The sequence below is a fragment of the Affinirhizobium straminoryzae genome (assembly GCF_007004135.1).
Lineage (GTDB): Bacteria > Pseudomonadota > Alphaproteobacteria > Rhizobiales > Rhizobiaceae > Neorhizobium > Neorhizobium straminoryzae.
The window spans coordinates 71,272-91,448 of the sequence record NZ_VJMG01000009.1; the positions used below are offsets into that span (position 1 = coordinate 71,272).

A 20,177-nucleotide genomic window follows, 5' to 3' on the forward strand; every position below is an offset into this window, starting at 1 on the left:
TCATGTCTGCAACGACCACCAAGCCGCAGGCCATGACGGTATCGAGCACCGATGTGGCCATCCAGATCACCGGAATGAACAAGTGGTACGGGGATTTCCACGTGCTGCGCGACGTCAACCTCACCGTCATGCGCGGCGAGCGCATCGTCATTGCCGGTCCGTCGGGTTCCGGCAAATCGACGATGATCCGCTGCATCAACCGCCTGGAGGAGCACCAGGCGGGCAAGATCGTGGTGGATGGCATCGAACTGACCAACGACCTGAAGAAGATCGATGAAGTGCGCCGCGAAGTCGGCATGGTGTTCCAGCACTTCAACCTCTTCCCGCACCTGACCATCCTCGAAAACTGCACGCTGGCACCGATCTGGGTGCGCAAGATGCCGAAGAAGGAAGCGGAAGAGATCGCGATGCACTATCTGAAGCGCGTCAAGATCCCGGAACAGGCACACAAGTACCCCGGGCAGTTGTCCGGCGGCCAGCAGCAGCGCGTGGCGATTGCCCGTTCGCTCTGCATGAAGCCGAAGATCATGCTGTTCGACGAGCCGACCTCTGCTCTCGACCCGGAAATGGTCAAGGAGGTGCTCGACACCATGGTGAGCCTCGCCGAAGAGGGCATGACCATGCTCTGCGTGACCCACGAAATGGGCTTTGCCCGCCAGGTGGCAAACCGCGTGATCTTCATGGACCAGGGTCAGATCGTCGAGCAGAACTCGCCGGCCGAGTTCTTCGACAATCCGCAGCACGAACGCACCAAGCTGTTCCTCAGCCAGATCCTGCACTGATCCGTGTCCGGGACAGCGATCCGTTGAAGGGGCGCCACGCGGCGCCCCTTTTGCATCGTCAATGTCTTCCCGTGGGTGGGTATACAGTCGAGAGCGGAGCAACGCCGCCTTTGACCCGCGCAGCGGCTGCCCTGCCGGAAGGCCGGCAACGCAGCGGTCGAAACTTCCCGCGAGCAGAGGCCTGCCTGCGCCTCAGACAAGTGACCGGCTGAACGGGAGCGCCCACCGCCGCATGAAGCCAAAGCGCGATGGCACGCGGCCCTGGTCCACCGACGGCAACGACGATCCGCTGCTCCCCCCCGCGAACGGCGCTCGCGATCAGCCCGTCATTTCGGATCTGTCGGCGCCACCTGTTGCGGTGACGCGTGTTGCTGACCTGCGCGATCCGCGATCAGCATGGACAGCATCATCTCCACCAGACCGTTGGCGCTTCCCTTTTCGCCAGCATTGCCGACCTGGAATTGCGGGACGAGCGGCAGCCTTCCGTTTTCGATCGCTTCGGCAAAGCGCATCAGAACCTGCGAATGCAGCTGATAGTCCGGGCCACCGAAGGCGGCGACCTTCTTTTCGGTTGCTTCGGCTTCCGCCAGACCGACAGCCCGCACCTTTTCAGCATCGGCAAAGCCGGTCGCCTTGATACGCTCGGCATCGGCAAGGGCAACGGTCTTGATCCGGTCCGCCTCGCCCTGGCCGGACAAACGGACCCTCTCGGCTTCGGCCCGCGCCGTGACCTGTATCGTCTCGGCCTGCTGACGGGTGCGCGCGAGCTGCGCCTTGCCTTCATTCTCGCTGATCTCGATCGTCAGGGCCGAGGTCGTGATCTTTGCCTGCTGCTCCGCAAGTGCTTCCTTTTCCCTCAAGGTCCGTTCCTGGATCGCAGCAGCCTCCTGCAGCTTGTAGGTTTCCACCTTTTCGACGGCAATCTGGCGCTCTCGCAACTGCATCAGGATCTGCTCGATACTGTTCTGGCCGTTATTGGCCCGTGGCGTACCGATCAAAACCTCCTGCAGCTCCAGATTATAGCCCGCGAATTTTTCCCGCATCTCTTCGCCGGACTTGCTCTGGATCTCGCTGCGCTCCTGCAGGAGCTGGATCAGGGTCTTGGTCTGGGCAATATTCTTGAAATAGGCCGACACCATGGGGTCGAGCGTCTGTTCGACGAGCCGCTTGATATCGCCAAAACGTTGGACGACCAGGGGCGCCTTCATGTAATCGATATGCACGACCACAGAGAGCGGCAGGACGGGCTCGAAGGCATCCCTGGTGATCAGCGAGACTTCGGAGAGATTCTCATCCAGCCGGTGTTCGCCAAACTGCTCCTTCGTCCATTTCAGAACGAAATTCGTGGTCGGCACGATGACGATATTGCCGGCATAGGTGTTGAACGCATATTTCCCGGGCAAGAGGGGTGTTGACCAGACGCCGCGTTCACCAATGTCGACCAGTTCACCGTGACGGTAACTCTGGCCGGAAAGGTCCGTGCCACGGCGGCCGGTATAGGAGACGACCACCCCGACCGTTCCGACCTGGATGACCGTCTTGTTGACGAGTTCGACGGTCGCAAAGATGCGGTTGATGAAATAGCTGCCGTCAGCCAGCACCTGCAATTGTCTGCCGCGATAGCCGCCAGCAGCCAGAAACCGTTCCGGATCCTGGAAATTGTTATGAAAATGCGGGTCGGCGGGATCGTTCGCGACCGTGGGCGCAATGATCTCGCCTTCGGCAAGCGCCGGGCCGTCATGCACGGTCACGATGCCGATCATATCCGAGGCGTTGTCGATGATGACAGGTTCGAAGCCCCTGCGTTCGGTAATCAGCAATGACATGTCGGAGAACAGCTTCTCCTCGGCGGCATTGAGATTGATGGCATAGGTTGACTGCGCCGTCAGCACGATGAATTGCGCGAGATTGATGGCGTAGGTTCCTTCGCGCAGGATCTTTCGCTGCGGTCCTTTCTGGCCGCCCTTGGTGAGGAAATCGCGTACATCCTGAAAATCGTCGGCTTCTACATTGGAGGCAAGCGTCTGCGTGGGGGGCAACGGCTTACCATCGCGGGCAAAGACATAGCCGATCTGACCCTGCGGTATCGTCACCAGATTGGCGCGGTGGAGCGCGTATTGGAACGGCATGAAGAAGTGGAGGCCGCCGCGCACCACCTTCGGCTGGAACCCCGCTTCTCCGTTGAGTGCAATGAAACCATTCTCGACGGAGCCGCGCATGCTCCACAGCTTTTCGAGCACGCCCAATCTGTCATTGGGGATGTAACGCACACATCCGCTGCGCCACAGGATGAGCAACAGCAGAAGAACGAGGATCGCAATCTCCGCGACCTGTACGACGGCCGGACTGAACTGATGTAGAATATCCATATGTCTGTCCCGCGAGCGCACGATCCTTCGACCCGCAGCCCGCTCCGGTTGAAGTTTGATTGTGATGGGTGGGGGGATGATCACGCATGCGGGTTCAATGCGCCCGCATGGATATTCAAGTGTGACTGATCACTTGCATGAAAGACTGTGCCGTTGTCGTCGGTACGCGGGCCTGTCTTCTGGGTTTTCACAGCACTGTCGCCTTGACGAACATGACGACACAAAAACTAATAGATGTTCAGGATCATTTGAAGGGGCTATTTTCCGCCGGCTTCTAAACCGTTGCCGCGAAACCGGGATTTCGAGCATTCAGAACCTCTAACATGGAACGCGGTCCCATGCAGGCACGGGGGCTTCCCCCGGCGGGTATGGTTACATGCGCTCTGTCGGATTTCCCTCGACCGTTTCCATCCCTACGCGCCGTCGAGCGCTTGGCAGGATGATCAGATACCTCTGGTAGAGGCACGACGTGGATGACTGTTCCGCTCGGCAGCGCGTGCGCTTTCCGCATCCGATCCATCGTCTCACAATGGGACAGCAATACATGTGGAATATCAAACCGCAACAATTCTTGAATGATTGCGACACAGACTCCGTGTTATAATAGCGTGAATCAAACAGGGATCCGCTCAGTGGACAGCAGGCAAGGAAACAGCATGCCGACACAAGGCCTTGGCCTACCCCCAGCGATTTTTGAAGCCTTACGGAACAATCGTGTGCAGGCAGCGTTTGGCTGCATCAGCAGTGATTGAGCGCAATCGAGTGACCATGACATCCCTGCCCTTCGAGCCTGCACCAAATCAGTCAGAAGCCACCGACGCGGGTCAGGATCAGACACGCCACGCCCTTTTGCTTCTGGCGCGTCGCGCAGCCCTGGCGATGTTGCTGATGATCGCAATCGTCTACTGGCGCGACAGCGGGATCTGGTAGCAGGCCCTCAAAGAGACGACCGCTTGCGCCACAGGACCTTCTGTTGCCGTATTTTCTGCGCATCACGAGCGCCCTTGTGGCAGACGATTCGCCTGTCCGCGGCGCATTCCTGGAGCGTATGAGACATGAAAACCCGAGGCTGTATGGCGTATCGGCACAAAGGCCGGATATGAGCGAGGAATCGCGCCGCATTATCGTGGAAAGAGTCATTGCAAGACTCGACAGACACGGCATGTCGCTGGACACGGATCCGCGCTTTCTCGCCCTGATCGAAGGATGGGTCAGCGGCAGCCTGAGCATGAGCGAGGTTCGCGCCGGCTTTCTCGCGCAATTGCAGGACAGACAAGCCGCCGTACGACTTCGCTACCGATCCGTGATGTCACCCAGGCATGGCGCCATCTCTGCCGGAAATGAGAAAGGGCGCTCGACCCTTGCGGGGAGCGCCCTTTCTGACCTGGACGGCATCGAACGCGCAGCAGAGCCACAGCAGGAAGCCATCGATACAGGTGATGGGCGCTAGATAGTCACAAATCTTTCGCATTGCAAGCGTGGTGAGGGATTGTCGGAAAGAAAATGCGGTAGACCGCCCGTTCACACGCGGATTTGCCTGTACGAGGCGCCACCTTTTTGTCACAATCTGCCTTAACGAACATCGAACCGGGTTCGATGGATTTCAAGAGGTGTTCCATGGCGATCCAGGGGCCGGCATTCATCGTTGCGCTCATTCTCTTTACCGTCGCCCTGCCTGTTGTCGTGCAATATGCGGAAACCCACCGCACGCACGCACCTCTGCAACTGGAACGTCAGCACCGCTGATCGGCCTGCACCACCTTCCGGAAAGACGCGAATTTTCTCGCCTCGCCAAATGAATCAGGCTACAGCCCCGCAATACGAACCTTTCCTGATCGGGAACAGGCAAGCTGCGGATCCGATGACGCGCCTTTCAGCGTAGAGCAATCCGCAAGCGTCGCCCCCCGATCACCAAGCGAGACAGAGCATGAGCAAAGCCTGGAAGAAGTCCGTCGTCGTACGTCTTGGCGATCCCGCAGAAGACGTCGTGATCGATTCGACGCAGGCAGCCGCCTGGGCGATGATCGAGGACTGGCCTCTGGACGAGGGGCCTGCACTGGACCGCGCCCTCCTCGTACTGGCTGCGGTGGATGCCGGCCGCCAGACCGATGACGCAGCCCGCGAGGCCTTCGTTGCCGCCGCAGAAGAAGCGGCTATCCTTCTCAAGGCATGAGCGTTGCACATTCCGACGCCCTCAAGATGTTGATATGGGCATGCGCCCCTACCTACGGCGGAACATCATCAAGACGCCGGGCAGCCAAGGTTTGACCGCAGCACAACACGATCACCACTGACAACGCCGCGTCCCGTTTCAGAACGTCCAGTCGAGCGGGATCACAGTCCCCATTTGGCGCCGCCGGACGATAGCTTGATATCGATGGGACCGCCGCAGACCGTCACTTTCGGCCCGCCCAAGTCGTTCCAGCGAAACAGGTTCAAATGCCATCCGCCCGGAATCATTCTGGACCGGTCGACAAGCCCGTCTGCGCCGCAGGCACGTGCCTTATCGGCGTTCCGCCAGGAGCCCGGTTCCCGCCCTTCCGCCAACGCCCTCGTCCAGGATTCGTTGGACAAGTCCCGATCAATGCCAAGTCGCAGGCAGGCGCCTTCATCATGCTGATCCAGGACAAGCGCATCATCGATGCGCAAAGGCACAACGACGCGCGGGCGATTATCGTCACGCATGTATCCGGAAACGGCGATGATCGACCAGTCAAGCGTCGCGCTTGTATACAGAATGGGTTGCCCGGGCCTATGGTAACGACCAGCCTTGTCGCTGACCGGCGGGGTAAGGACTTGGTCGGCATGGTCTGACGGGACGGAACGAAAGAACAGACCGCTTATCCGCACGAGATCGCCCGACCTTTCGACCTTCTCGAGATGCGAATGCGCGAAAAGCGGCATTGATCGTTCCGTGGAGATCCCTGTCGGCGGAGGTTTTTCGCCGTCTTTAGCGCGGAACTTACCGAAGCAAGCAGATCGGCGGGCGAAATAACAGATCCTAGCCAGTGGCGACCCCTGCAGGACTCGAACCTGCGACCTACTGCTTAGAAGGCAGTTGCTCTATCCAGTTGAGCTAAGGGGCCTGAGAGGCAGAACCCGGATCAATGCGTCCAGGGCTGAAGGCGATTGAAGCGGAAGTTGTCGCTGTAGGATACGGCCTGACGCGCAGCTTCCTTCGGCAGGATCACGCGGTACTCGATGCCATTGCGCTCGGCATAGGCCTTGGCCTGTTCCAGCGTTTCGAAGGTCAGGCGAACCTGCTGCTTCATGTCGCTGGAAGAGGTGTAGCCAAGGACGGGGTCGATGCGGCGCGGCTCTTCCTGATCAAATTCAAGAACCCAGAGATGAGTCTTTGCCTTGCCGGACTGCATGGCTGTCTTTGCGGGACGGAAAATCTTGGCCGTCATACGTCTCAACGCTCCCTTAGGCGCCAATTACACCGACCGAAGCCGGGTATCCGCCGCTGGCGGCCTATGCCCAGAGGCATTGCCAGCCCGCCGGCGGTCAACCAGACGCCTTCGGCAGCGATGGTCGGAGTGGAGAGATTCGAACTCCCGACCCTCTGGTCCCAAACCAGATGCGCTACCAGACTGCGCTACACTCCGTGCCAACGATGAAAGTCGAGATACACGGTTCGCGTTTTGGCCGCAACTGCAAAATAACACCGTCTTCGGCAAGTCACTGGAAAGACTGGAGCCGCTTCCCGGGTTGATCCAGGCAAGACCGAAGCCGCCCGCGCCCCCTGCCCGCCGTTCAGCGACCCCGGGCGATCTGGGCGCTCTCCACGCGGTCGCCGATGGCAATGCCACGACTTGCCACAACCCCGCCTTTCAGCTCCAGCACGTAATTCACAGGGCCACCGGAAGAGATGATCGCTTCCGACAATGGCACCGCGCCCTGGTGAATGTTCACAACACGGCCTGCGGCATCGATGAACAGCATGTCGAGCGGCAGAAGCGTGTTGCGCATCCACATGGACACATCCCTTGCGCCGCCGAAATCGAACAGCATGCCGCGATCCTCGGCCATCTCTGTGCGGTACATCAGCCCCTGCTGGCGCTGTTGCGAATCAAGCGCAAGCTCAACCGTAAAGTTGTGGCGCACACCGGAGGCCGTGACAATTGCCAGCGGCTGCGTATCGAAACGCAGCTGCGCGACCGATGCGGAGGCAAAAAACGCAAAGAGCGCCATGATGGCGCTCGCGACAAGACCGGTGAAAAGACGACGCATCAATGAGCCCTTGGGAGAACGCTCGGACCATCCGGGTGAATTTCGGCAGCCATAAGGCCCTTGTCACCATAACCGAAGCGCACAAGAACGACCTGACCCGGACGAAGTTCCGTCAGGCCGAAGCGCCGCAGCGTTTCCATGTGGATGAAGATGTCTTCGGTGCCTTCGCCGCGTGTCAGGAAGCCGAATCCCTTGGTGCGGTTGAACCACTTGACCAGTGCACGTTCCAGCCCGCTCGTCGGCGTCACCTGCACATGGGTGCGTACCGGCGGCAGCTGCGAAGGATGCACCGCCGTCGACTGGTCCATGGAAAGGATACGGAACGCCTGATAGCCGCGATCACGCCGCTGGATCAGCGCCACGATCCGGGTTCCCTCCAGAATGGTCTGGTATCCGTCACGCCGAAGGCAGGTCACATGCAGCAGCACGTCCTGCATGCCGTTGTCGGGAACGATGAAACCGAATCCCTTGGCAACATCGAACCACTTCACCACACCGGTGATCTCGATCAGTTCTACCGGTTCGCCACCGAGCTCCTCGAAACTCGCAACGTCCTTCGATGACATTCTGTCCGCCATACTGTCAGCCCCTGGATTACGCGTCACGGTCGATCGGTTAACTGATTCTTAGAGGATATGTTAACATTGCGCCGTTCGTCCAGCGCAAGACCCTGCTCACGTGTTATCCCTTTCTTTATAGGGTAAACGCCTTGCCTGAGGCTGACCAGTGCTGCATATCCCAGCAGCGCCCGGCATGACCGGGACCGCCCGATCAGGAGGAAAGCCATTCATGCGCTACTTGCACACCATGGTCCGGATCAAGGACCTTGATGCCTCGCTCGATTTCTACACCCGTATTTTCGGACTGAAGGAAGTCCGCCGTATCGAAAACGAAAAGGGTCGATTCACGCTGATCTTCCTCGCCGCCGAGAAGGATGTGGAAGCCGGCGAAACCCTGCGCGCCCCGCTTCTGGAACTCACCTACAACTGGGACCCGGAAGACTATACCGGCGGCCGCAATTTCGGCCATCTCGCCTATGAGGTCGACAATATCTATGACACCTGCCAGCGCCTGGCAGACCTCGGCGTGACGATCAACCGTCCGCCGCGCGATGGCAACATGGCCTTCATCCGCTCGCCGGACGGCATCTCCATCGAACTGCTGCAGAAGGGACCGGCCCTCGAACCGGCAGAACCCTGGATCTCGATGCCCAACACCGGCAGCTGGTAAGCCGACAGCTGATAAGCCGGCACAGGGCCTGCCTGCAGGCGGTCTTGTCTCATGTTCAGCCGGCGCCACGCGCCGGCTTTTTCATGCGCGCGAATTGCCGGCCTCGATCCGCATCCCGGCAAGCCTGACACAGGCTTGCCGGCGCATGCTCGGCGGCAGTGATGATCCAGCAGGACCGGGAAGCGCATGCAGACCACGCCACACACCTCCAAGACCTTCCAGGTGCCAGGCGCACTGTTCGCCGTGATCGGCATCAGCCTTGGCCTTACCGGCTGCGTCAACCTGCTCTCCGCACCAAAGCCCGCCATCACGGCTGTCGCAAAGCCGGCACCTGCGGCCGCAGCGAAGATGCCCGAGGCGCAGCAGGTGGCGACGGCAGCGGCAGCAGCGCCCGCAGACACAGCCGCCAGCGCTTATGTCGATCCCATGATCGTGTCCGCCGATGGTTCGCTGCAGCGGCGCAGCCGCGCCTACCGTCCGCCGGAAACGCCCCCCTCGGAGAGCGCGATGCACCAACCTCAGGCAGCGCAGCAGCCCTCGTCCGATTTCGCTGCACTGGTCAACCAGCCAACGGCGGTGCGTGCCGGCGCCAGCAGTCTTTACGCGATGTCCTCCCCCTCAGCCACAGCCCCCGGCATGCCCGCGATGGATGCGCCGGCTCCGGTGCCGGTTGTCGGCCGCATCAACCCCATGGCGGGCAGCGTGTTCAGCGCACAGGCCTCCCCGGCAACGCCATCATCGGGCGGAGCAAAGGACGGCCTATGGTGAGAGAGCCCTCGTAGGCTGAATCAACGTTGGCAGTTAACACACTGATAGAATGCAACTTTCTGTTATCCACAGATCGTATCGCACATGCTGCGGATTTTGTGTCGCTTGCGCAAAATCACGCTTGCCTCCCGGATTTTGCCCGCCTATAAGGGCGCCACACCACGAAGCGCACGCGCCCTTCGTCTATCGGTTAGGACACCAGATTTTCATTCTGGGAAGAGGGGTTCGACTCCCCTAGGGCGTGCCACTTTCCTTCTTGCAAACAGTTTTCATTGGCTTCCAATCTTGCTGGCTTGCGCCGTCACGCACGCGGCGCGACATGCATTTCACTTGTCCAAAAAAGTTCAGAGATGCGGCAACTTTTCGCTTGCATGTCAAAAATCTCCGCTTATAAGGGCGCCACCACGAAGCGCACGCGCCCTTCGTCTATCGGTTAGGACACCAGATTTTCATTCTGGGAAGAGGGGTTCGACTCCCCTAGGGCGTGCCATTCTCCGCGATGTTTTCCTGTTTGTGACGCTGACATTCTGCGCAGTTCCTTTGCGATACCTCTTTGTATTTGCGTCGCTTTCCGCCTTTCCACAGCCGCCGCTCAGCCCGATGATTTTTTTGCGATTCACAGCGCGAAAAGTGAAATTTGACGCTTGCATGACAATCGGCGCCCGCCTATAAGGGCGCCACACAACGAAGCGCACGCGCCCTTCGTCTATCGGTTAGGACACCAGATTTTCATTCTGGGAAGAGGGGTTCGACTCCCCTAGGGCGTGCCACTTCACTTTCTCAATATATCGCTAAATTTGGCTTTGGGTCGTTCGTTTCGAACGTTTGCCTGTACTCTTCTGATGCAGAGCGGAACCATCCCGCGCGCCTTATCAGACGGCCTTCGCGGCATCCAGAATGCGCAGTTGAATGCGGCGGCTGCCCTGCCAGTGATCCGCACCGAGCGATCCCGCCACATGCAGCGTCTGACCGCGCGACGACAGCAGCAACTGCCCGAGCGGCGTGTCACCGGCGCGAAACGCGATTCCGTCGAGGCGACTACCATCCATGCCCTGCAGCGTGACCTTCACATGCGACGTGCCAATCAGTCGCGAATCGGTGATGCGGTGCGCCGGCAATGCAAAGACCGGCTGGCTGTGGCCCGAGCCATAGGGACCGGCCTGCTCCATCTGATCGATCAGGGCCAGCGTTGCCCCGGAGGCCGCCAGAGCGCCATCGATCTTCAGCATGTGGTTGGCGACCAGATCCGGTACCGTCTTCTCAGCCACCGCTTCGAAATGGGCGCGCAGCAGCCCAAGCTTGCTGCGTTCCACGGTGAGACCCGCCGCCATGGCATGGCCACCGCCCTTGACCAGCAGGCCATCATCGACGGCAGCACGCACCATGCGCCCCATGTCGAAACCGGGGATCGAACGGCCGGAGCCGGTTCCCCGTCCCGACGGATCGAAGGCAATGGCAAAGGCCGGCCGCTTGAACTTTTCCTTTAGCCGCGCCGCCAGCAGGCCGACAATGCCGGGGTGCCAGTTTTCCCGCGCGGTGACGATGACGGCGGCATTTTCGCCGGTGCCGTATTCGGCGATCACCTCGGCTTCCGCCTCCATCAGCATGGCCGCCTCCATGGCTTGCCGTTCGCGGTTGAGATCGTCGAGCTGCGCTGCTATCGAATCGGCCATGGCCGGATCATCGAGGGTCAGCAGCCGGCTGCCGAGCGCAGCATCGCCGATTCGCCCGCCCGCATTGATCCGGGGACCGATCAGGAAACCGAGATGATAGGGCGTCACCGGACCGCCAAGGCCCGCCTTGCGAAAAAGTGCGGCCAGCCCCGCATTGCCCATGTGCCGCGCCGTCAGCAGACCTTTCACCACATAGGCGCGGTTCAGCCCCTTCAGCGGCACCACATCGCACACGGTGGCGAGCGCCACCAGATCGAGCAGGCCGAGCAGATCGAGGCCCTTGGTGCGGCCATCGCCGCGCTCGCGCAGCAGCCGGGCGGTGGCGACCAGCACGATGAACACGACGCCCGCCGCGCAGAGATGCCCCTGCCCCGACAGGTCGTCCTGACGATTCGGGTTGACCAGCGCCTGGCACGGCGGCAATTCATGCCCCATCTGGTGATGATCGATCACCACCACGTCGCATCGCTCTTCTGCCGCGGCGGCCAGCGCCTCATGACTTGTCGAGCCGCAATCGACGGTCACGATCAGCTGCGCACCGCCGGCAACCAGCTGGCGTAGCGCCGCCGCGTTCGGGCCATAGCCTTCGAAGATGCGGTCAGGGATATAGATCTCGGCATCCACGCCGAAATGACGCAGGAACCGCGCCAACAGCGCAGAGGAAGCGGCACCGTCCACGTCATAATCGCCAAAGATCGCCACCTTCTCCCGGCGCGCAACCGCATCCGCCAACCGGATGGCCGCTTTCTCGCAATCGATCAGCGAATAGGGTTCCGGCATCAGGTTGCGGATTGTTGGATCAAGAAAGCCTGGCGCATCGTCCAGCGTCACGCCGCGACCGGCGAGCACGCGCGCAATCAGCTCCGGAATGCCGTGCACCTGCGCCATGGCAAGCGCCCGGTTCTGGCCGGCCTGATCCAGCCGGGATACCCAGCGCTGGCCAGTAGCGGAACGCTCCACGCCCAGAAAGGCGCGCGAGACGGGGTCAACCGGTTCGGACATGGCGAGGGGCTTTCAGACGCTGCAGTCGTGCAAAGGCATACATGCCCTGCCTTCTAGTGCATGGCGCGGCAAATCTGAAGTGCCGTTGTTGTCAAGCGCGCCGGAGCCTCTCGATCACATAGGTCAGATGACAGCAAGAACCGCCGAAGCGCCCAGGCAGAGAGGCCAGCTGGCCAATGCCATGGCAACACCCCAGTGGTGATCGGATTCGAGCGCATCCTCCTCGCTCACCTCGTTCGGCTGCACCGGCGGACCGGTCACGAGCAGACGATCCTCTGGCCCTGCCCGCAGATCGGGCTCGGTCCTCCGACGCAACGAAAATGGAATAACGGACATCACAGGCGCCTCCCTTCGCTCATGAAGTACGAAGGGAAGTCTACGCCCAAAATCGACTCATGACCAGAGTCGCTATTCGCAAGGCCTTATGACGAGGGTCTGCCGTCTCAGAGGGCCTTCGGACGCTCGATGCGGATGACCTGCGGTTCGCCTGCGAGATAGCTGCCGGACTTGATGCCCGCCACCGCCTTGCGCACGGAATCCTCCGTCGTGGCATGGGTCACGAGAATGATCGTCTTGGCATCGGTCGGTGCACCGCCATTGGCCCGCTGCACGATGGATTCCAGGGAAATACCGTTCTGCGCCATCTGCGTGGCGACACTGGCGAACACGCCCGCACGGTCGAGAACCGTGAGGCGGATGAAATAGCCGCCCTCGTGGCTCTGCATCTGGGCCTTGCGGTAGGGCGCAAGGCTTGCCGCCGGCGTGCCGAGCACCGGCACACGTTGTGCACCAGGACGGCTCTTGGCGATGTCGGCGATATCGCCAAGCACGGCGGAGGCGGTGGCATTGCCGCCGGCGCCGGGGCCGACCATCAGCAGCTCGCCCAGAATGTCGGATTCGATCGCCACCGCATTGGTCACGCCATCGACCTGGGCAATCACCGAATCATGCGGCACCATGGTGGGATGCACGCGCTGCTCGATGCCGCTCTCGGTCCTCTGGGCAACGCCGAGCAGCTTGATGCGATAGCCAAGCTCGGCCGCCGCATGGATGTCCTCGATAGAGATGTTCGAAATGCCCTCGAGATAGATCTCGTCGGCGGCGATTTCCGTGCCGAAGGCGAGCGTCGTCAGGATCGCAAGCTTGTGAGCGGTGTCATTGCCTTCGATGTCGAAGGTCGGATCGGCCTCGGCATAGCCCAGACGCTGGGCTTCCTTCAGGCAGGCCTCGAAGGTCAGCCCCTCCTTCTCCATCCGGGTCAGGATATAGTTGCAGGTGCCGTTCATGATGCCGTAGACGCGGCTCACCGTATTGCCGGTCAGCGATTCGCGCAGCGCCTTGATGACGGGAATGCCGCCGGCAACGGCCGCCTCGAAGTTCAGGAGAACACCCTTTTCCTCGGCCACGCGCGCCAGTTCCACGCCGTGGCGGGCGAGCAGCGCCTTGTTGGCAGTCACCACATGCAGGCCGCGGGCAAGTGCGGCACGCACCGCCCGTTCGGCCGGGCCTTCGGCGCCGCCGACAAGCTCCACGAAAACGTCGATATCAGCCGTTTCGGCCATCGCTTCCGGCGTGTCGAACCAGGTTGCAGCAGACAGATCGACGCCGCGATCACGGCTGCGATCCCTGGCGGAAACAGCAGCAATGGCGATTGGACGCCCGCAGGTGATGGCCAGTTCGTTGGCACGCGAAACGAGGATGCGTGCCAGCGCTGCGCCAACGGTGCCCAGACCCGCAATGCCGATTTTGAGGGCGTCTGCCATGCGTCAATTCCTGTCGAGAAAGAGCGGGCGGCAGGACGCCGCCCGGGATGAAAAAATCCTAGCGATGTGCGTTGAGCGAAATCACATTGTGCAATGTGTCGTCCGCGGTGCCGAGGAACCGCTTGATGTTGCGCGCCGCCTGGCGGATGCGATGTTCGTTCTCCACGAGCGCGATGCGCACATAATCGTCCCCATGTTCCCCGAAGCCGATGCCGGGCGCGACGGCGACGTCTGCCTTCTCGATCAGCAGCTTGGAAAACTCCAGCGAGCCGAGCGGGCGGAACTTTTCCGGGATCGGAACCCAGGCGAACATCGAGGCGGCCGGCGGCGGAATATCCCAGCCGGCGCGCCCGAAGCTTTCGACCATCACGTCGCGGCGGCGCTTGTAGGTCTGGCGCACCTCATCGATATGCTGCTCGATATCGGGATCGTTAAGCGCCGCGGTGGCCGCCACCTGGATCGGCGTGAAGGCGCCGTAATCGAGATAGGATTTGACCCGCGTCAACGCCGAAATCAGCCGGTCGTTGCCGACGGCAAAGCCCATGCGCCAGCCGGCCATCGAGAAGGTCTTGGACATGGAGGTGAATTCCACCGCCACATCGATGGCACCCGGCACCTGCAGGATGGAGGGCGTCGGCTTGCCGTCGAAATAGATTTCCGAATAGGCAAGGTCGGACAGCACGAAGATGCCGTGCTTCTTCGCGAAGGCCACCACATCCTTGTAGAAGTCGAGTTCCACGACGGTCGCCGTCGGGTTCGACGGGTAGCAGAGGATCATCGCGATCGGCTTCGGGATCGAATGCGCGACCGCCCGTTCAAGCGCCCGGAAGAATTCCTCGTTCGGCTCCACCGGAATGGAGCGGATGACGCCGCCCACCATCAGGAAGCCGAAGGCGTGGATGGGATAGGACGGGTTCGGGCAGAGCACGACGTCACCCGGCGCGGTGATTGCCTGCGCCATGTTGGCGAAGCCTTCCTTGGACCCCAGCGTCGCCACGACCTGCGTGTCCGGGTTGAGCTTCACGCCGAAGCGGCGGGCATAATAGGCGGCCTGGGCACGACGCAGGCCGGGAATGCCCTTGGACGACGAATAGCCATGCGTATCGGGCCGCTGCACCGTCTCGACCAGCTTGTCCACGATGAACTTGTTGGTCGGAAGGTCGGGATTGCCCATGCCGAGATCGATGATGTCCGCGCCCGCCGCTCGCGCGCTGGCTTTCAAACGGTTGACCTGTTCGAAAACGTAGGGCGGCAGTCTGCGGACTTTGTGAAACTCTTCCATCATGATCCTCGCGGGGAAAATCCAGGGCCCGTGGGATGCGCCGATCGCAACGCCTCCCGACGCGGTTGCTTTGCGTCCAAAACCGGTCGAACGCAAGCGCTATTTGGCGATCTGGCTCTCGGTATCCGATGCATGCTGGGCGGCCAGACGGCGTAGTTCCGCAACGCGGCGCTGGTACTCCGCCTCGCTCATGGCACCCGAGGCACGCGCGGCGGCAAGCCTGGAAAGCTGCGCCTGTGACGTGGTCGCCTCGTCATCGCCAATCTGCGTATTGGCAGCCGTCAGCGGCTGGCCGAACGTCGGATAGGTTCCGGTATCCTTCTTCGTCAGGCCGACCGGCGTCGGCACGTCCTTCGGGCCCACCACCACAGCCTTCGGCGGGGCCGTCGAATTGCCGTTGTCGAGCGCAAACGAGTTACAGCCGGCCAGAGCCAGCGGTACCGCCACGATCGCGATGATCCCCGGCAAACGCTTGAACCCCAGCGCCAGTCCTACCATTGATGCAACCCTATTCTGCTTCAAAAATGACCCATATCGGGCCTGTCTTGCTGGCACTTGTATTCGGTTTCGGGCACAATGTAAAAACCAAAACAACGAACAAGCAGGGCAGAACGAGGGGGGGCGGACAGCCATGGATGCGCGGGAGAAGACAGGAGCCTCCGGTGGCGACTACGCGGGTTTCGATCCCAGGTCGCTGGAAGCCTATATCGTCAAGGATCCGCAGAAGCTGGCCGTCAACCTGGCAAAGGCGGCGGAAAACCTTGGCAAGGCGGCCACCGAGTGGCTGGCGCCGCGTGAGCGCGGCGAGGTGGTCGACACCATCGACCCCGTGGCCGACATGATCAAGACCCTCTCCAAGGTCATCGAGTACTGGATGTCCGAGCCGCAACGCACGCTGGAGGCACAGGGGCTTCTGCTCCAATCCTACATGGGCATCTGGATGCGCACGCTGAACCGGCTGTCCGGTGAGGGCGATCCCGGCGAGCCGGACACGCTGCGCAAGGACAAACGCTTTGCCGACGAGGAGTGGCGCAAGAACCCCTTCTTCGCCCTTCTGCGCCAGATCTATCTGGTCACCGCAGAATGGGCGGAAAAGATGGTGGAGAAGGCGGAAGGACTGGACGACCACACCCGCCACAAGGCCGCCTTCTACGTGCGGCAGATGACAGCGGCGATTTCCCCCGCAAACTTCGCCTTCACCAATCCCGAGGTCTATCGCGAGATCGTCTCGACGGACGGCGCCAATCTGGTGCAGGGCATGAAGATGCTCACGGAAGATATTGCCGCCGGCCGCGGCGAGCTTCGCCTGCGACAGACCGACTACCAGAAATTTGCGGTCGGCCAGAATCTGGCACTCACCCCCGGCAAGGTGGTAGCCCGCAGCGCCGTCTGCGAGGTCATCCAGTATGCGCCGACAACGGACACGGTGTTCAAGCGCCCGCTGCTGATCGTGCCGCCCTGGATCAACAAGTTCTACATTCTCGATCTTGGCCCGGAAAAGAGCTTCATCAAGTGGTGCGTCGATCAGGGACACACGGTCTTCGTGATCTCCTGGGTCAATCCGGATGAGCGCCATGCGGAGATGACCTGGGAGACCTACAGCCAGGAGGGCATCGATTTCGCGCTGTCGGCCGTCGAGGAGGCAACCGGCGAGCAGGACATCAATCTCATCGGCTACTGCGTCGGTGGCACGCTGCTTGCAGCAACGCTGGCCATCCACGCCAGCCGCGGCGACAAGCGCGTCAAATCCGCCACCTTCCTCACCACCCAGGTGGACTTCGTGCATGCCGGAGATCTCAAGGTCTTCGTCGACGAGGAACAGCTGGACGCGCTCGAAAGCCAGATGAAGGCGACCGGCTATCTGGCGGGCTCGAAGATGGCGAGTGCCTTCAACATGCTGCGCGCCTCCGAACTGATCTGGCCCTATGTGGTCAGCAACTACCTCAAGGGTCGCGAGCCCATGGCCTTCGACCTGCTCTACTGGAATTCCGATTCCACCCGCATGACGCCGGCCAACCACGCCTTCTACCTGCGCAACTGCTATCTGGAGAACAGGCTGAGCAAGGGCGAAATGACCCTGTTCGGCCAGAAGGTGAACCTCGCGGACGTGACGATCCCGGTCTACAACCTCGCCGCCCGCGAGGACCATATCGCCCCTGCCCGTTCGGTGTTTGCCGGCTGCCGCTTCTTCGGCGGACCTGTGGATTTTGTCCTGAGCGGCTCTGGCCACATTGCCGGTGTCGTCAACCCGCCGGACAAGAAGAAGTACCAGTACTGGACCAACGGGCCGGCAATCGGCGCGCTGGACGAGTGGATCGCCGGCGCGCACGAGACGCCGGGGTCGTGGTGGCCGCACTGGCAGGCCTGGATCGAGGCACGCAATGCTGACCGCGTGGCGGCCCGGAAGCCTGGCGCGAAAGGCCCTGCCCCGCTGGGAGAAGCACCCGGAACCTATGTGCTGGTGCGAAGCTAGCGCCGCTCCAGCAAAACGTGGAAACCGGATTTCGTCGAAAGACAAGTGCCCGCAAAGCCATCTAGGATCGGGCAGGCTCAGCCCGAGCCTCGCCCATTCTGCCAGAGGGATTTTCGGACATGCAGTTCGATCCGCCGCTTGTATCGGCCCGGCTCATCAGCCGGTACAAGCGCTTTCTGTTCGATGCCATTCTGGAGGATGGCACCGAGATCACCGGCTCGTGCCCCAACACCGGCTCCATGCGCGGCCTGACCACGCCCGGCTCGCGTATCCTTCTGTCCGAGCATGACAGCCCGAGCCGCAAATATCGCCACATGCTGGAAATGGTGGAAGCCGACGGCACGCTGGTCGGCATCAATACCGGCCTTCCGAACAGGCTGGCGGAAGAGGCTGTTGTCAGCGGCCTCATTCCGGCGCTTGCCGGCTACGCAACGCTGAAGCGCGAGCAGCGCTATGGCCAGAACTCCCGCATCGACCTGCTGCTTCTGGATGACGCCCGACCACCGGCCTATATCGAGGTGAAGAACGTCCACTACATGCGGCAAGCGGGGCTTGCCGAATTTCCGGATTCGGTGACCAGCCGCGGCGCCAAGCATCTGGACGAAATGGCGGCGATGGTGACGGCGGGCTACAGGGCGGCCATGCTCTACGTGATCCAGCGGGCCGATTGCACCCGTCTTCGCATCTGCGAGGAACTGGATCCGGCCTATGGCGTGGCCTTTCGCCGGGCGAGAGCCCAGGGCGTGGAGGCCTATGCCGTCTCCTGCACGGTTTCACCGCAGGGAATCCGCCCGGAAAGGCCGATCCCGATAGACGAAGACGGACCGGCTGGTTAAAAACAACCTGACCGAGACGAAAGTGAATCCATGGTAACCTATATCGAGGCGGCCTCCGCGCCGAAGAAGAACACGGGAGCGATCCGGCTCTACAATACCGGCGAGGATTTTGACGGCATGCGCCGCGCCTGCCAGTTGACGGCACGCTGCCTGGACGAACTGGCCGGAATGGTCAAGCCCGGCGTCACCACTGCCGCGATCGACCGTTTCGTCTTCGAATTCGGCATGGACCATGGCGCCCTGCCCGCCACGCTGAACTATCGCGGCTATAAATATTCGGTCTGCACATCGCTCAACCACGTCGTCTGCCATGGCATGCCGGATGACAAGCCGCTGCGCGAGGGCGACATCGTCAATATCGACGTGACCTATGTGCTCGACGGCTGGCACGGCGATTCGAGCCGCATGTACCCGGTCGGCCAGATCAAGCGCGCCGCCGAGCGGCTGCTGGAAGTCACCCATGAATGCCTGATGCGCGGCATTGCCGTGGTGAAACCCGGCGTGCGTACCGGCGCGATCGGTGCAGCCATCCAGACCTATGCGGAGAAGGAGCGCTGCTCGGTGGTGCGCGATTTCTGCGGCCACGGGGTCGGCCGCCTGTTCCATGACAGCCCGAACATCCTGCATTACGGTACGCCGGAGGAAGGCCCGGAACTGCGCGAGGGGATGATCTTCACCATCGAGCCGATGATCAATCTCGGCAAGCCGCATGTGAAGGTTCTGTCCGATGGCTGGACGGCGGTGACCCGAGACCGTTCGCTCTCGGCGCAGTACGAGCATGCCGTGGGCGTCACCGCCACGGGCTGCGAGATCTTCACCCTGTCGCCGGGCGGTCTCGATCGTCCCGGTCTTGCGCCGCTCAAAGGGTAATCCATGCCGCAACCGCCTCTGCCTTCCTCCAAGACGTCTGACGGACCCGACGAGAGGGCGGCGGAGGTGGATGACCTGTTTTCCGACGAGCGCGGTTTCTTTGCCGAACAGGCGCCCATGCCCGGCAACGGGAAGAAGTCCCATCCCGTCAAGGTGGAGGAACCGCCGGCGCATTATCACGGCCACCGCGACCGGCTGCGCAACCGCTACCGCGAACATGGCGACACGGCACTTGCCGATTACGAGATCCTCGAACTCCTGCTGTTCCGTCTGATCCCGCGGCGCGACACCAAGCCGATAGCCAAGGCGCTGATCGATCGCTTCGGCAATCTCGCCGGCGTCTTCGGTGCGGAAGCAACCCTGCTGCAGGAGGTGAAGGGCGTCGGCGAAAGCGTGGCGCTGGACCTGAAGCTGATTGCCTCGGTCGGCCAGCGCATCCTGAAAAGCGAGTTGCGCGGCAAGCAGGTGCTGTCCTCCTGGTCCTCCGTGATCGATTACTGCCATGCCGCCATGGCCTATGAGGCACGCGAACAGTTCCGCATCCTCTTTCTCGACAAGCGCAATGCGCTGATCGCCGACGAGGTGCAGGGCCGCGGTACGGTGGACCATACGCCCGTCTATCCGCGCGAGGTGGTGCGCCGGGCGCTGGAACTATCCGCCACCGCCATCATCCTCGTGCACAACCATCCCTCTGGCGATCCGACTCCGTCGCGCGCCGATATCGACATGACGAAGACGATCATCGACACGGCCAAGCCTCTCGGGATTACCGTGCATGACCACATCATCATCGGCAAGGACGGGCATGTGAGCTTCCGGGGCCTGCGGCTGATCTGACGACAGTCGGCCCGCCTTTTGTGCAGCGCATCGGTCAGTCCATGCGGGGCTTTTGTCTG

Annotated in this window: 21 protein-coding genes and 5 tRNA genes; 14 read left to right on the top strand and 12 right to left on the bottom strand. The window is 61.6% G+C overall.

Annotation, left to right across the window (positions count from 1 at the left end; translation table 11 throughout):
* The first annotated feature begins 2 nt into the window (after positions 1 to 2).
* Positions 3 to 782 carry an amino acid ABC transporter ATP-binding protein gene (locus tag FNA46_RS03895; protein ID WP_142881036.1) on the top strand — a complete coding sequence of 260 codons (780 nt, stop codon included), beginning with the start codon at positions 3 to 5 and terminating at the stop codon, positions 780 to 782.
* A 326-nt stretch (positions 783 to 1,108) separates the two neighbouring features.
* Here FNA46_RS03895 and FNA46_RS03900 read toward each other — a convergent pair whose 3' ends face one another.
* Positions 1,109 to 3,151 (bottom strand): SPFH domain-containing protein, encoded by a 2,043-nt coding sequence (locus FNA46_RS03900; protein WP_142881037.1) that lies wholly within the window; start codon positions 3,149 to 3,151, stop codon positions 1,109 to 1,111.
* Between the two features lie 768 nt (positions 3,152 to 3,919).
* On the opposite strand from FNA46_RS03900, the gene FNA46_RS25925 reads away from it, so the two are divergent.
* The 4 genes from FNA46_RS25925 to FNA46_RS03910 all read left to right on the top strand — a co-directional run bounded on the left by FNA46_RS25925 (position 3,920) and on the right by FNA46_RS03910 (position 5,324).
* Positions 3,920 to 4,081 carry a hypothetical protein gene (locus FNA46_RS25925; protein ID WP_185969714.1) on the top strand — a complete coding sequence of 54 codons (162 nt, stop codon included), beginning with the start codon at positions 3,920 to 3,922 and terminating at the stop codon, positions 4,079 to 4,081.
* 43 nt (positions 4,082 to 4,124) lie between these two features.
* Positions 4,125 to 4,601, top strand: a complete 477-nt coding sequence (locus FNA46_RS03905; protein ID WP_142881038.1) for a hypothetical protein — start codon at positions 4,125 to 4,127, stop codon at positions 4,599 to 4,601.
* Between the two features lie 167 nt (positions 4,602 to 4,768).
* Positions 4,769 to 4,897 carry a hypothetical protein gene (locus FNA46_RS26510; RefSeq protein ID WP_280177849.1) on the top strand — a complete coding sequence of 43 codons (129 nt, stop codon included), beginning with the start codon at positions 4,769 to 4,771 and terminating at the stop codon, positions 4,895 to 4,897.
* Positions 4,898 to 5,078: 181 nt separating this feature from the next.
* The gene (locus FNA46_RS03910) at positions 5,079 to 5,324 is read left to right on the top strand and encodes a DUF982 domain-containing protein (RefSeq protein WP_142881039.1); all 246 of its coding nucleotides are present in this window, start codon (positions 5,079 to 5,081) and stop codon (positions 5,322 to 5,324) included.
* A gap of 161 nt (positions 5,325 to 5,485) precedes the next feature.
* Here the strand turns inward: FNA46_RS03910 and FNA46_RS03915 are convergent, their stop codons facing one another.
* The 6 genes from FNA46_RS03915 to FNA46_RS03940 form a co-directional block, all read right to left on the bottom strand.
* Entirely contained in the window at positions 5,486 to 6,055 is a 570-nt protein-coding gene (locus FNA46_RS03915) for an RES family NAD+ phosphorylase (protein WP_142881040.1), read from the bottom strand.
* A 105-nt stretch (positions 6,056 to 6,160) separates the two neighbouring features.
* Positions 6,161 to 6,237, bottom strand: a tRNA-Arg gene (locus FNA46_RS03920).
* A gap of 18 nt (positions 6,238 to 6,255) precedes the next feature.
* The gene (locus tag FNA46_RS03925) at positions 6,256 to 6,561 is read right to left on the bottom strand and encodes an ETC complex I subunit (RefSeq protein WP_142881041.1); all 306 of its coding nucleotides are present in this window, start codon (positions 6,559 to 6,561) and stop codon (positions 6,256 to 6,258) included.
* 121 nt (positions 6,562 to 6,682) lie between these two features.
* Positions 6,683 to 6,759: transfer RNA gene (locus tag FNA46_RS03930), tRNA-Pro, on the bottom strand.
* 148 nt (positions 6,760 to 6,907) lie between these two features.
* Positions 6,908 to 7,384 (bottom strand): DUF192 domain-containing protein, encoded by a 477-nt coding sequence (locus FNA46_RS03935; RefSeq protein WP_142881042.1) that lies wholly within the window; start codon positions 7,382 to 7,384, stop codon positions 6,908 to 6,910.
* A complete protein-coding gene (locus FNA46_RS03940) occupies positions 7,384 to 7,962 on the bottom strand; it encodes a cold-shock protein (protein ID WP_142881043.1) in 579 nt (192 codons plus the stop codon). Before FNA46_RS03940 ends, FNA46_RS03935 begins: the two co-directional genes overlap by 1 nt.
* Before the next feature lie 211 nt (positions 7,963 to 8,173).
* On the opposite strand from FNA46_RS03940, the gene gloA reads away from it, so the two are divergent.
* The 5 genes from gloA to FNA46_RS03965 all read left to right on the top strand — a co-directional run bounded on the left by gloA (position 8,174) and on the right by FNA46_RS03965 (position 10,152).
* Positions 8,174 to 8,614 carry a lactoylglutathione lyase gene (gloA, locus tag FNA46_RS03945; RefSeq protein WP_142881044.1) on the top strand — a complete coding sequence of 147 codons (441 nt, stop codon included), beginning with the start codon at positions 8,174 to 8,176 and terminating at the stop codon, positions 8,612 to 8,614.
* A gap of 186 nt (positions 8,615 to 8,800) precedes the next feature.
* The gene (locus FNA46_RS03950) at positions 8,801 to 9,382 is read left to right on the top strand and encodes a hypothetical protein (protein ID WP_142881045.1); all 582 of its coding nucleotides are present in this window, start codon (positions 8,801 to 8,803) and stop codon (positions 9,380 to 9,382) included.
* Positions 9,383 to 9,554: 172 nt separating this feature from the next.
* Positions 9,555 to 9,629: transfer RNA gene (locus tag FNA46_RS03955), tRNA-Glu, on the top strand.
* 168 nt (positions 9,630 to 9,797) lie between these two features.
* Positions 9,798 to 9,872, top strand: a tRNA-Glu gene (locus FNA46_RS03960).
* A 205-nt stretch (positions 9,873 to 10,077) separates the two neighbouring features.
* Positions 10,078 to 10,152, top strand: a tRNA-Glu gene (locus FNA46_RS03965).
* 102 nt (positions 10,153 to 10,254) lie between these two features.
* On the opposite strand, the gene recJ is transcribed toward FNA46_RS03965, so the two are convergent.
* The 5 genes from recJ to FNA46_RS03985 form a co-directional block, all read right to left on the bottom strand.
* Positions 10,255 to 12,057, bottom strand: a complete 1,803-nt coding sequence (gene recJ / locus FNA46_RS03970; RefSeq protein WP_142881046.1) for a single-stranded-DNA-specific exonuclease RecJ — start codon at positions 12,055 to 12,057, stop codon at positions 10,255 to 10,257.
* Positions 12,058 to 12,180: 123 nt separating this feature from the next.
* Complete coding sequence (locus FNA46_RS25930) at positions 12,181 to 12,318, bottom strand: hypothetical protein (protein ID WP_185969715.1); 138 nt, start codon at positions 12,316 to 12,318, stop codon at positions 12,181 to 12,183.
* 182 nt (positions 12,319 to 12,500) lie between these two features.
* Complete coding sequence (locus FNA46_RS03975) at positions 12,501 to 13,820, bottom strand: homoserine dehydrogenase (protein ID WP_142881047.1); 1,320 nt, start codon at positions 13,818 to 13,820, stop codon at positions 12,501 to 12,503.
* 58 nt (positions 13,821 to 13,878) lie between these two features.
* On the bottom strand, positions 13,879 to 15,102 hold the full coding sequence (locus tag FNA46_RS03980; RefSeq protein ID WP_142881048.1) for an LL-diaminopimelate aminotransferase: 1,224 nt from the start codon (positions 15,100 to 15,102) through the stop codon (positions 13,879 to 13,881).
* 99 nt (positions 15,103 to 15,201) lie between these two features.
* Positions 15,202 to 15,600, bottom strand: a complete 399-nt coding sequence (locus FNA46_RS03985; protein WP_142881049.1) for an SHOCT domain-containing protein — start codon at positions 15,598 to 15,600, stop codon at positions 15,202 to 15,204.
* Positions 15,601 to 15,733: 133 nt separating this feature from the next.
* Between FNA46_RS03985 and FNA46_RS03990 the strand changes: the two genes are divergently transcribed.
* The 4 genes from FNA46_RS03990 to radC all read left to right on the top strand — a co-directional run bounded on the left by FNA46_RS03990 (position 15,734) and on the right by radC (position 20,118).
* Complete coding sequence (locus tag FNA46_RS03990; protein ID WP_142881050.1) at positions 15,734 to 17,575, top strand: PHA/PHB synthase family protein; 1,842 nt, start codon at positions 15,734 to 15,736, stop codon at positions 17,573 to 17,575.
* Positions 17,576 to 17,694: 119 nt separating this feature from the next.
* On the top strand, positions 17,695 to 18,411 hold the full coding sequence (gene sfsA / locus FNA46_RS03995) for a DNA/RNA nuclease SfsA (RefSeq protein WP_142881051.1): 717 nt from the start codon (positions 17,695 to 17,697) through the stop codon (positions 18,409 to 18,411).
* Between the two features lie 30 nt (positions 18,412 to 18,441).
* A complete protein-coding gene (gene map / locus FNA46_RS04000) occupies positions 18,442 to 19,281 on the top strand; it encodes a type I methionyl aminopeptidase (protein WP_142881052.1) in 840 nt (279 codons plus the stop codon).
* 3 nt (positions 19,282 to 19,284) lie between these two features.
* Positions 19,285 to 20,118 carry a RadC family protein gene (gene radC / locus FNA46_RS04005; protein WP_142881053.1) on the top strand — a complete coding sequence of 278 codons (834 nt, stop codon included), beginning with the start codon at positions 19,285 to 19,287 and terminating at the stop codon, positions 20,116 to 20,118.
* Positions 20,119 to 20,177: the final 59 nt, after the last annotated feature.

Coding starts and splice junctions, on each gene's coding strand:
- FNA46_RS03895 (WP_142881036.1), top strand. CDS start 3: ATGTCTGCAACGACCACCAAGCCGCAGGCCATGACGGTATCGAGCACC.
- FNA46_RS03900 (WP_142881037.1), bottom strand. CDS start 3,151: ATGGATATTCTACATCAGTTCAGTCCGGCCGTCGTACAGGTCGCGGAG.
- FNA46_RS25925 (WP_185969714.1), top strand. CDS start 3,920: ATGACATCCCTGCCCTTCGAGCCTGCACCAAATCAGTCAGAAGCCACC.
- FNA46_RS26510 (WP_280177849.1), top strand. CDS start 4,769: ATGGCGATCCAGGGGCCGGCATTCATCGTTGCGCTCATTCTCTTTACC.
- FNA46_RS03910 (WP_142881039.1), top strand. CDS start 5,079: ATGAGCAAAGCCTGGAAGAAGTCCGTCGTCGTACGTCTTGGCGATCCC.
- FNA46_RS03915 (WP_142881040.1), bottom strand. CDS start 6,055: ATGCCGCTTTTCGCGCATTCGCATCTCGAGAAGGTCGAAAGGTCGGGC.
- FNA46_RS03925 (WP_142881041.1), bottom strand. CDS start 6,561: ATGACGGCCAAGATTTTCCGTCCCGCAAAGACAGCCATGCAGTCCGGC.
- FNA46_RS03935 (WP_142881042.1), bottom strand. CDS start 7,384: ATGCGTCGTCTTTTCACCGGTCTTGTCGCGAGCGCCATCATGGCGCTC.
- FNA46_RS03940 (WP_142881043.1), bottom strand. CDS start 7,962: ATGGCGGACAGAATGTCATCGAAGGACGTTGCGAGTTTCGAGGAGCTC.
- gloA (WP_142881044.1), top strand. CDS start 8,174: ATGCGCTACTTGCACACCATGGTCCGGATCAAGGACCTTGATGCCTCG.
- FNA46_RS03950 (WP_142881045.1), top strand. CDS start 8,801: ATGCAGACCACGCCACACACCTCCAAGACCTTCCAGGTGCCAGGCGCA.
- recJ (WP_142881046.1), bottom strand. CDS start 12,057: ATGTCCGAACCGGTTGACCCCGTCTCGCGCGCCTTTCTGGGCGTGGAG.
- FNA46_RS03975 (WP_142881047.1), bottom strand. CDS start 13,820: ATGGCAGACGCCCTCAAAATCGGCATTGCGGGTCTGGGCACCGTTGGC.
- FNA46_RS03980 (WP_142881048.1), bottom strand. CDS start 15,102: ATGGAAGAGTTTCACAAAGTCCGCAGACTGCCGCCCTACGTTTTCGAA.
- FNA46_RS03985 (WP_142881049.1), bottom strand. CDS start 15,600: ATGGTAGGACTGGCGCTGGGGTTCAAGCGTTTGCCGGGGATCATCGCG.
- FNA46_RS03990 (WP_142881050.1), top strand. CDS start 15,734: ATGGATGCGCGGGAGAAGACAGGAGCCTCCGGTGGCGACTACGCGGGT.
- sfsA (WP_142881051.1), top strand. CDS start 17,695: ATGCAGTTCGATCCGCCGCTTGTATCGGCCCGGCTCATCAGCCGGTAC.
- map (WP_142881052.1), top strand. CDS start 18,442: ATGGTAACCTATATCGAGGCGGCCTCCGCGCCGAAGAAGAACACGGGA.
- radC (WP_142881053.1), top strand. CDS start 19,285: ATGCCGCAACCGCCTCTGCCTTCCTCCAAGACGTCTGACGGACCCGAC.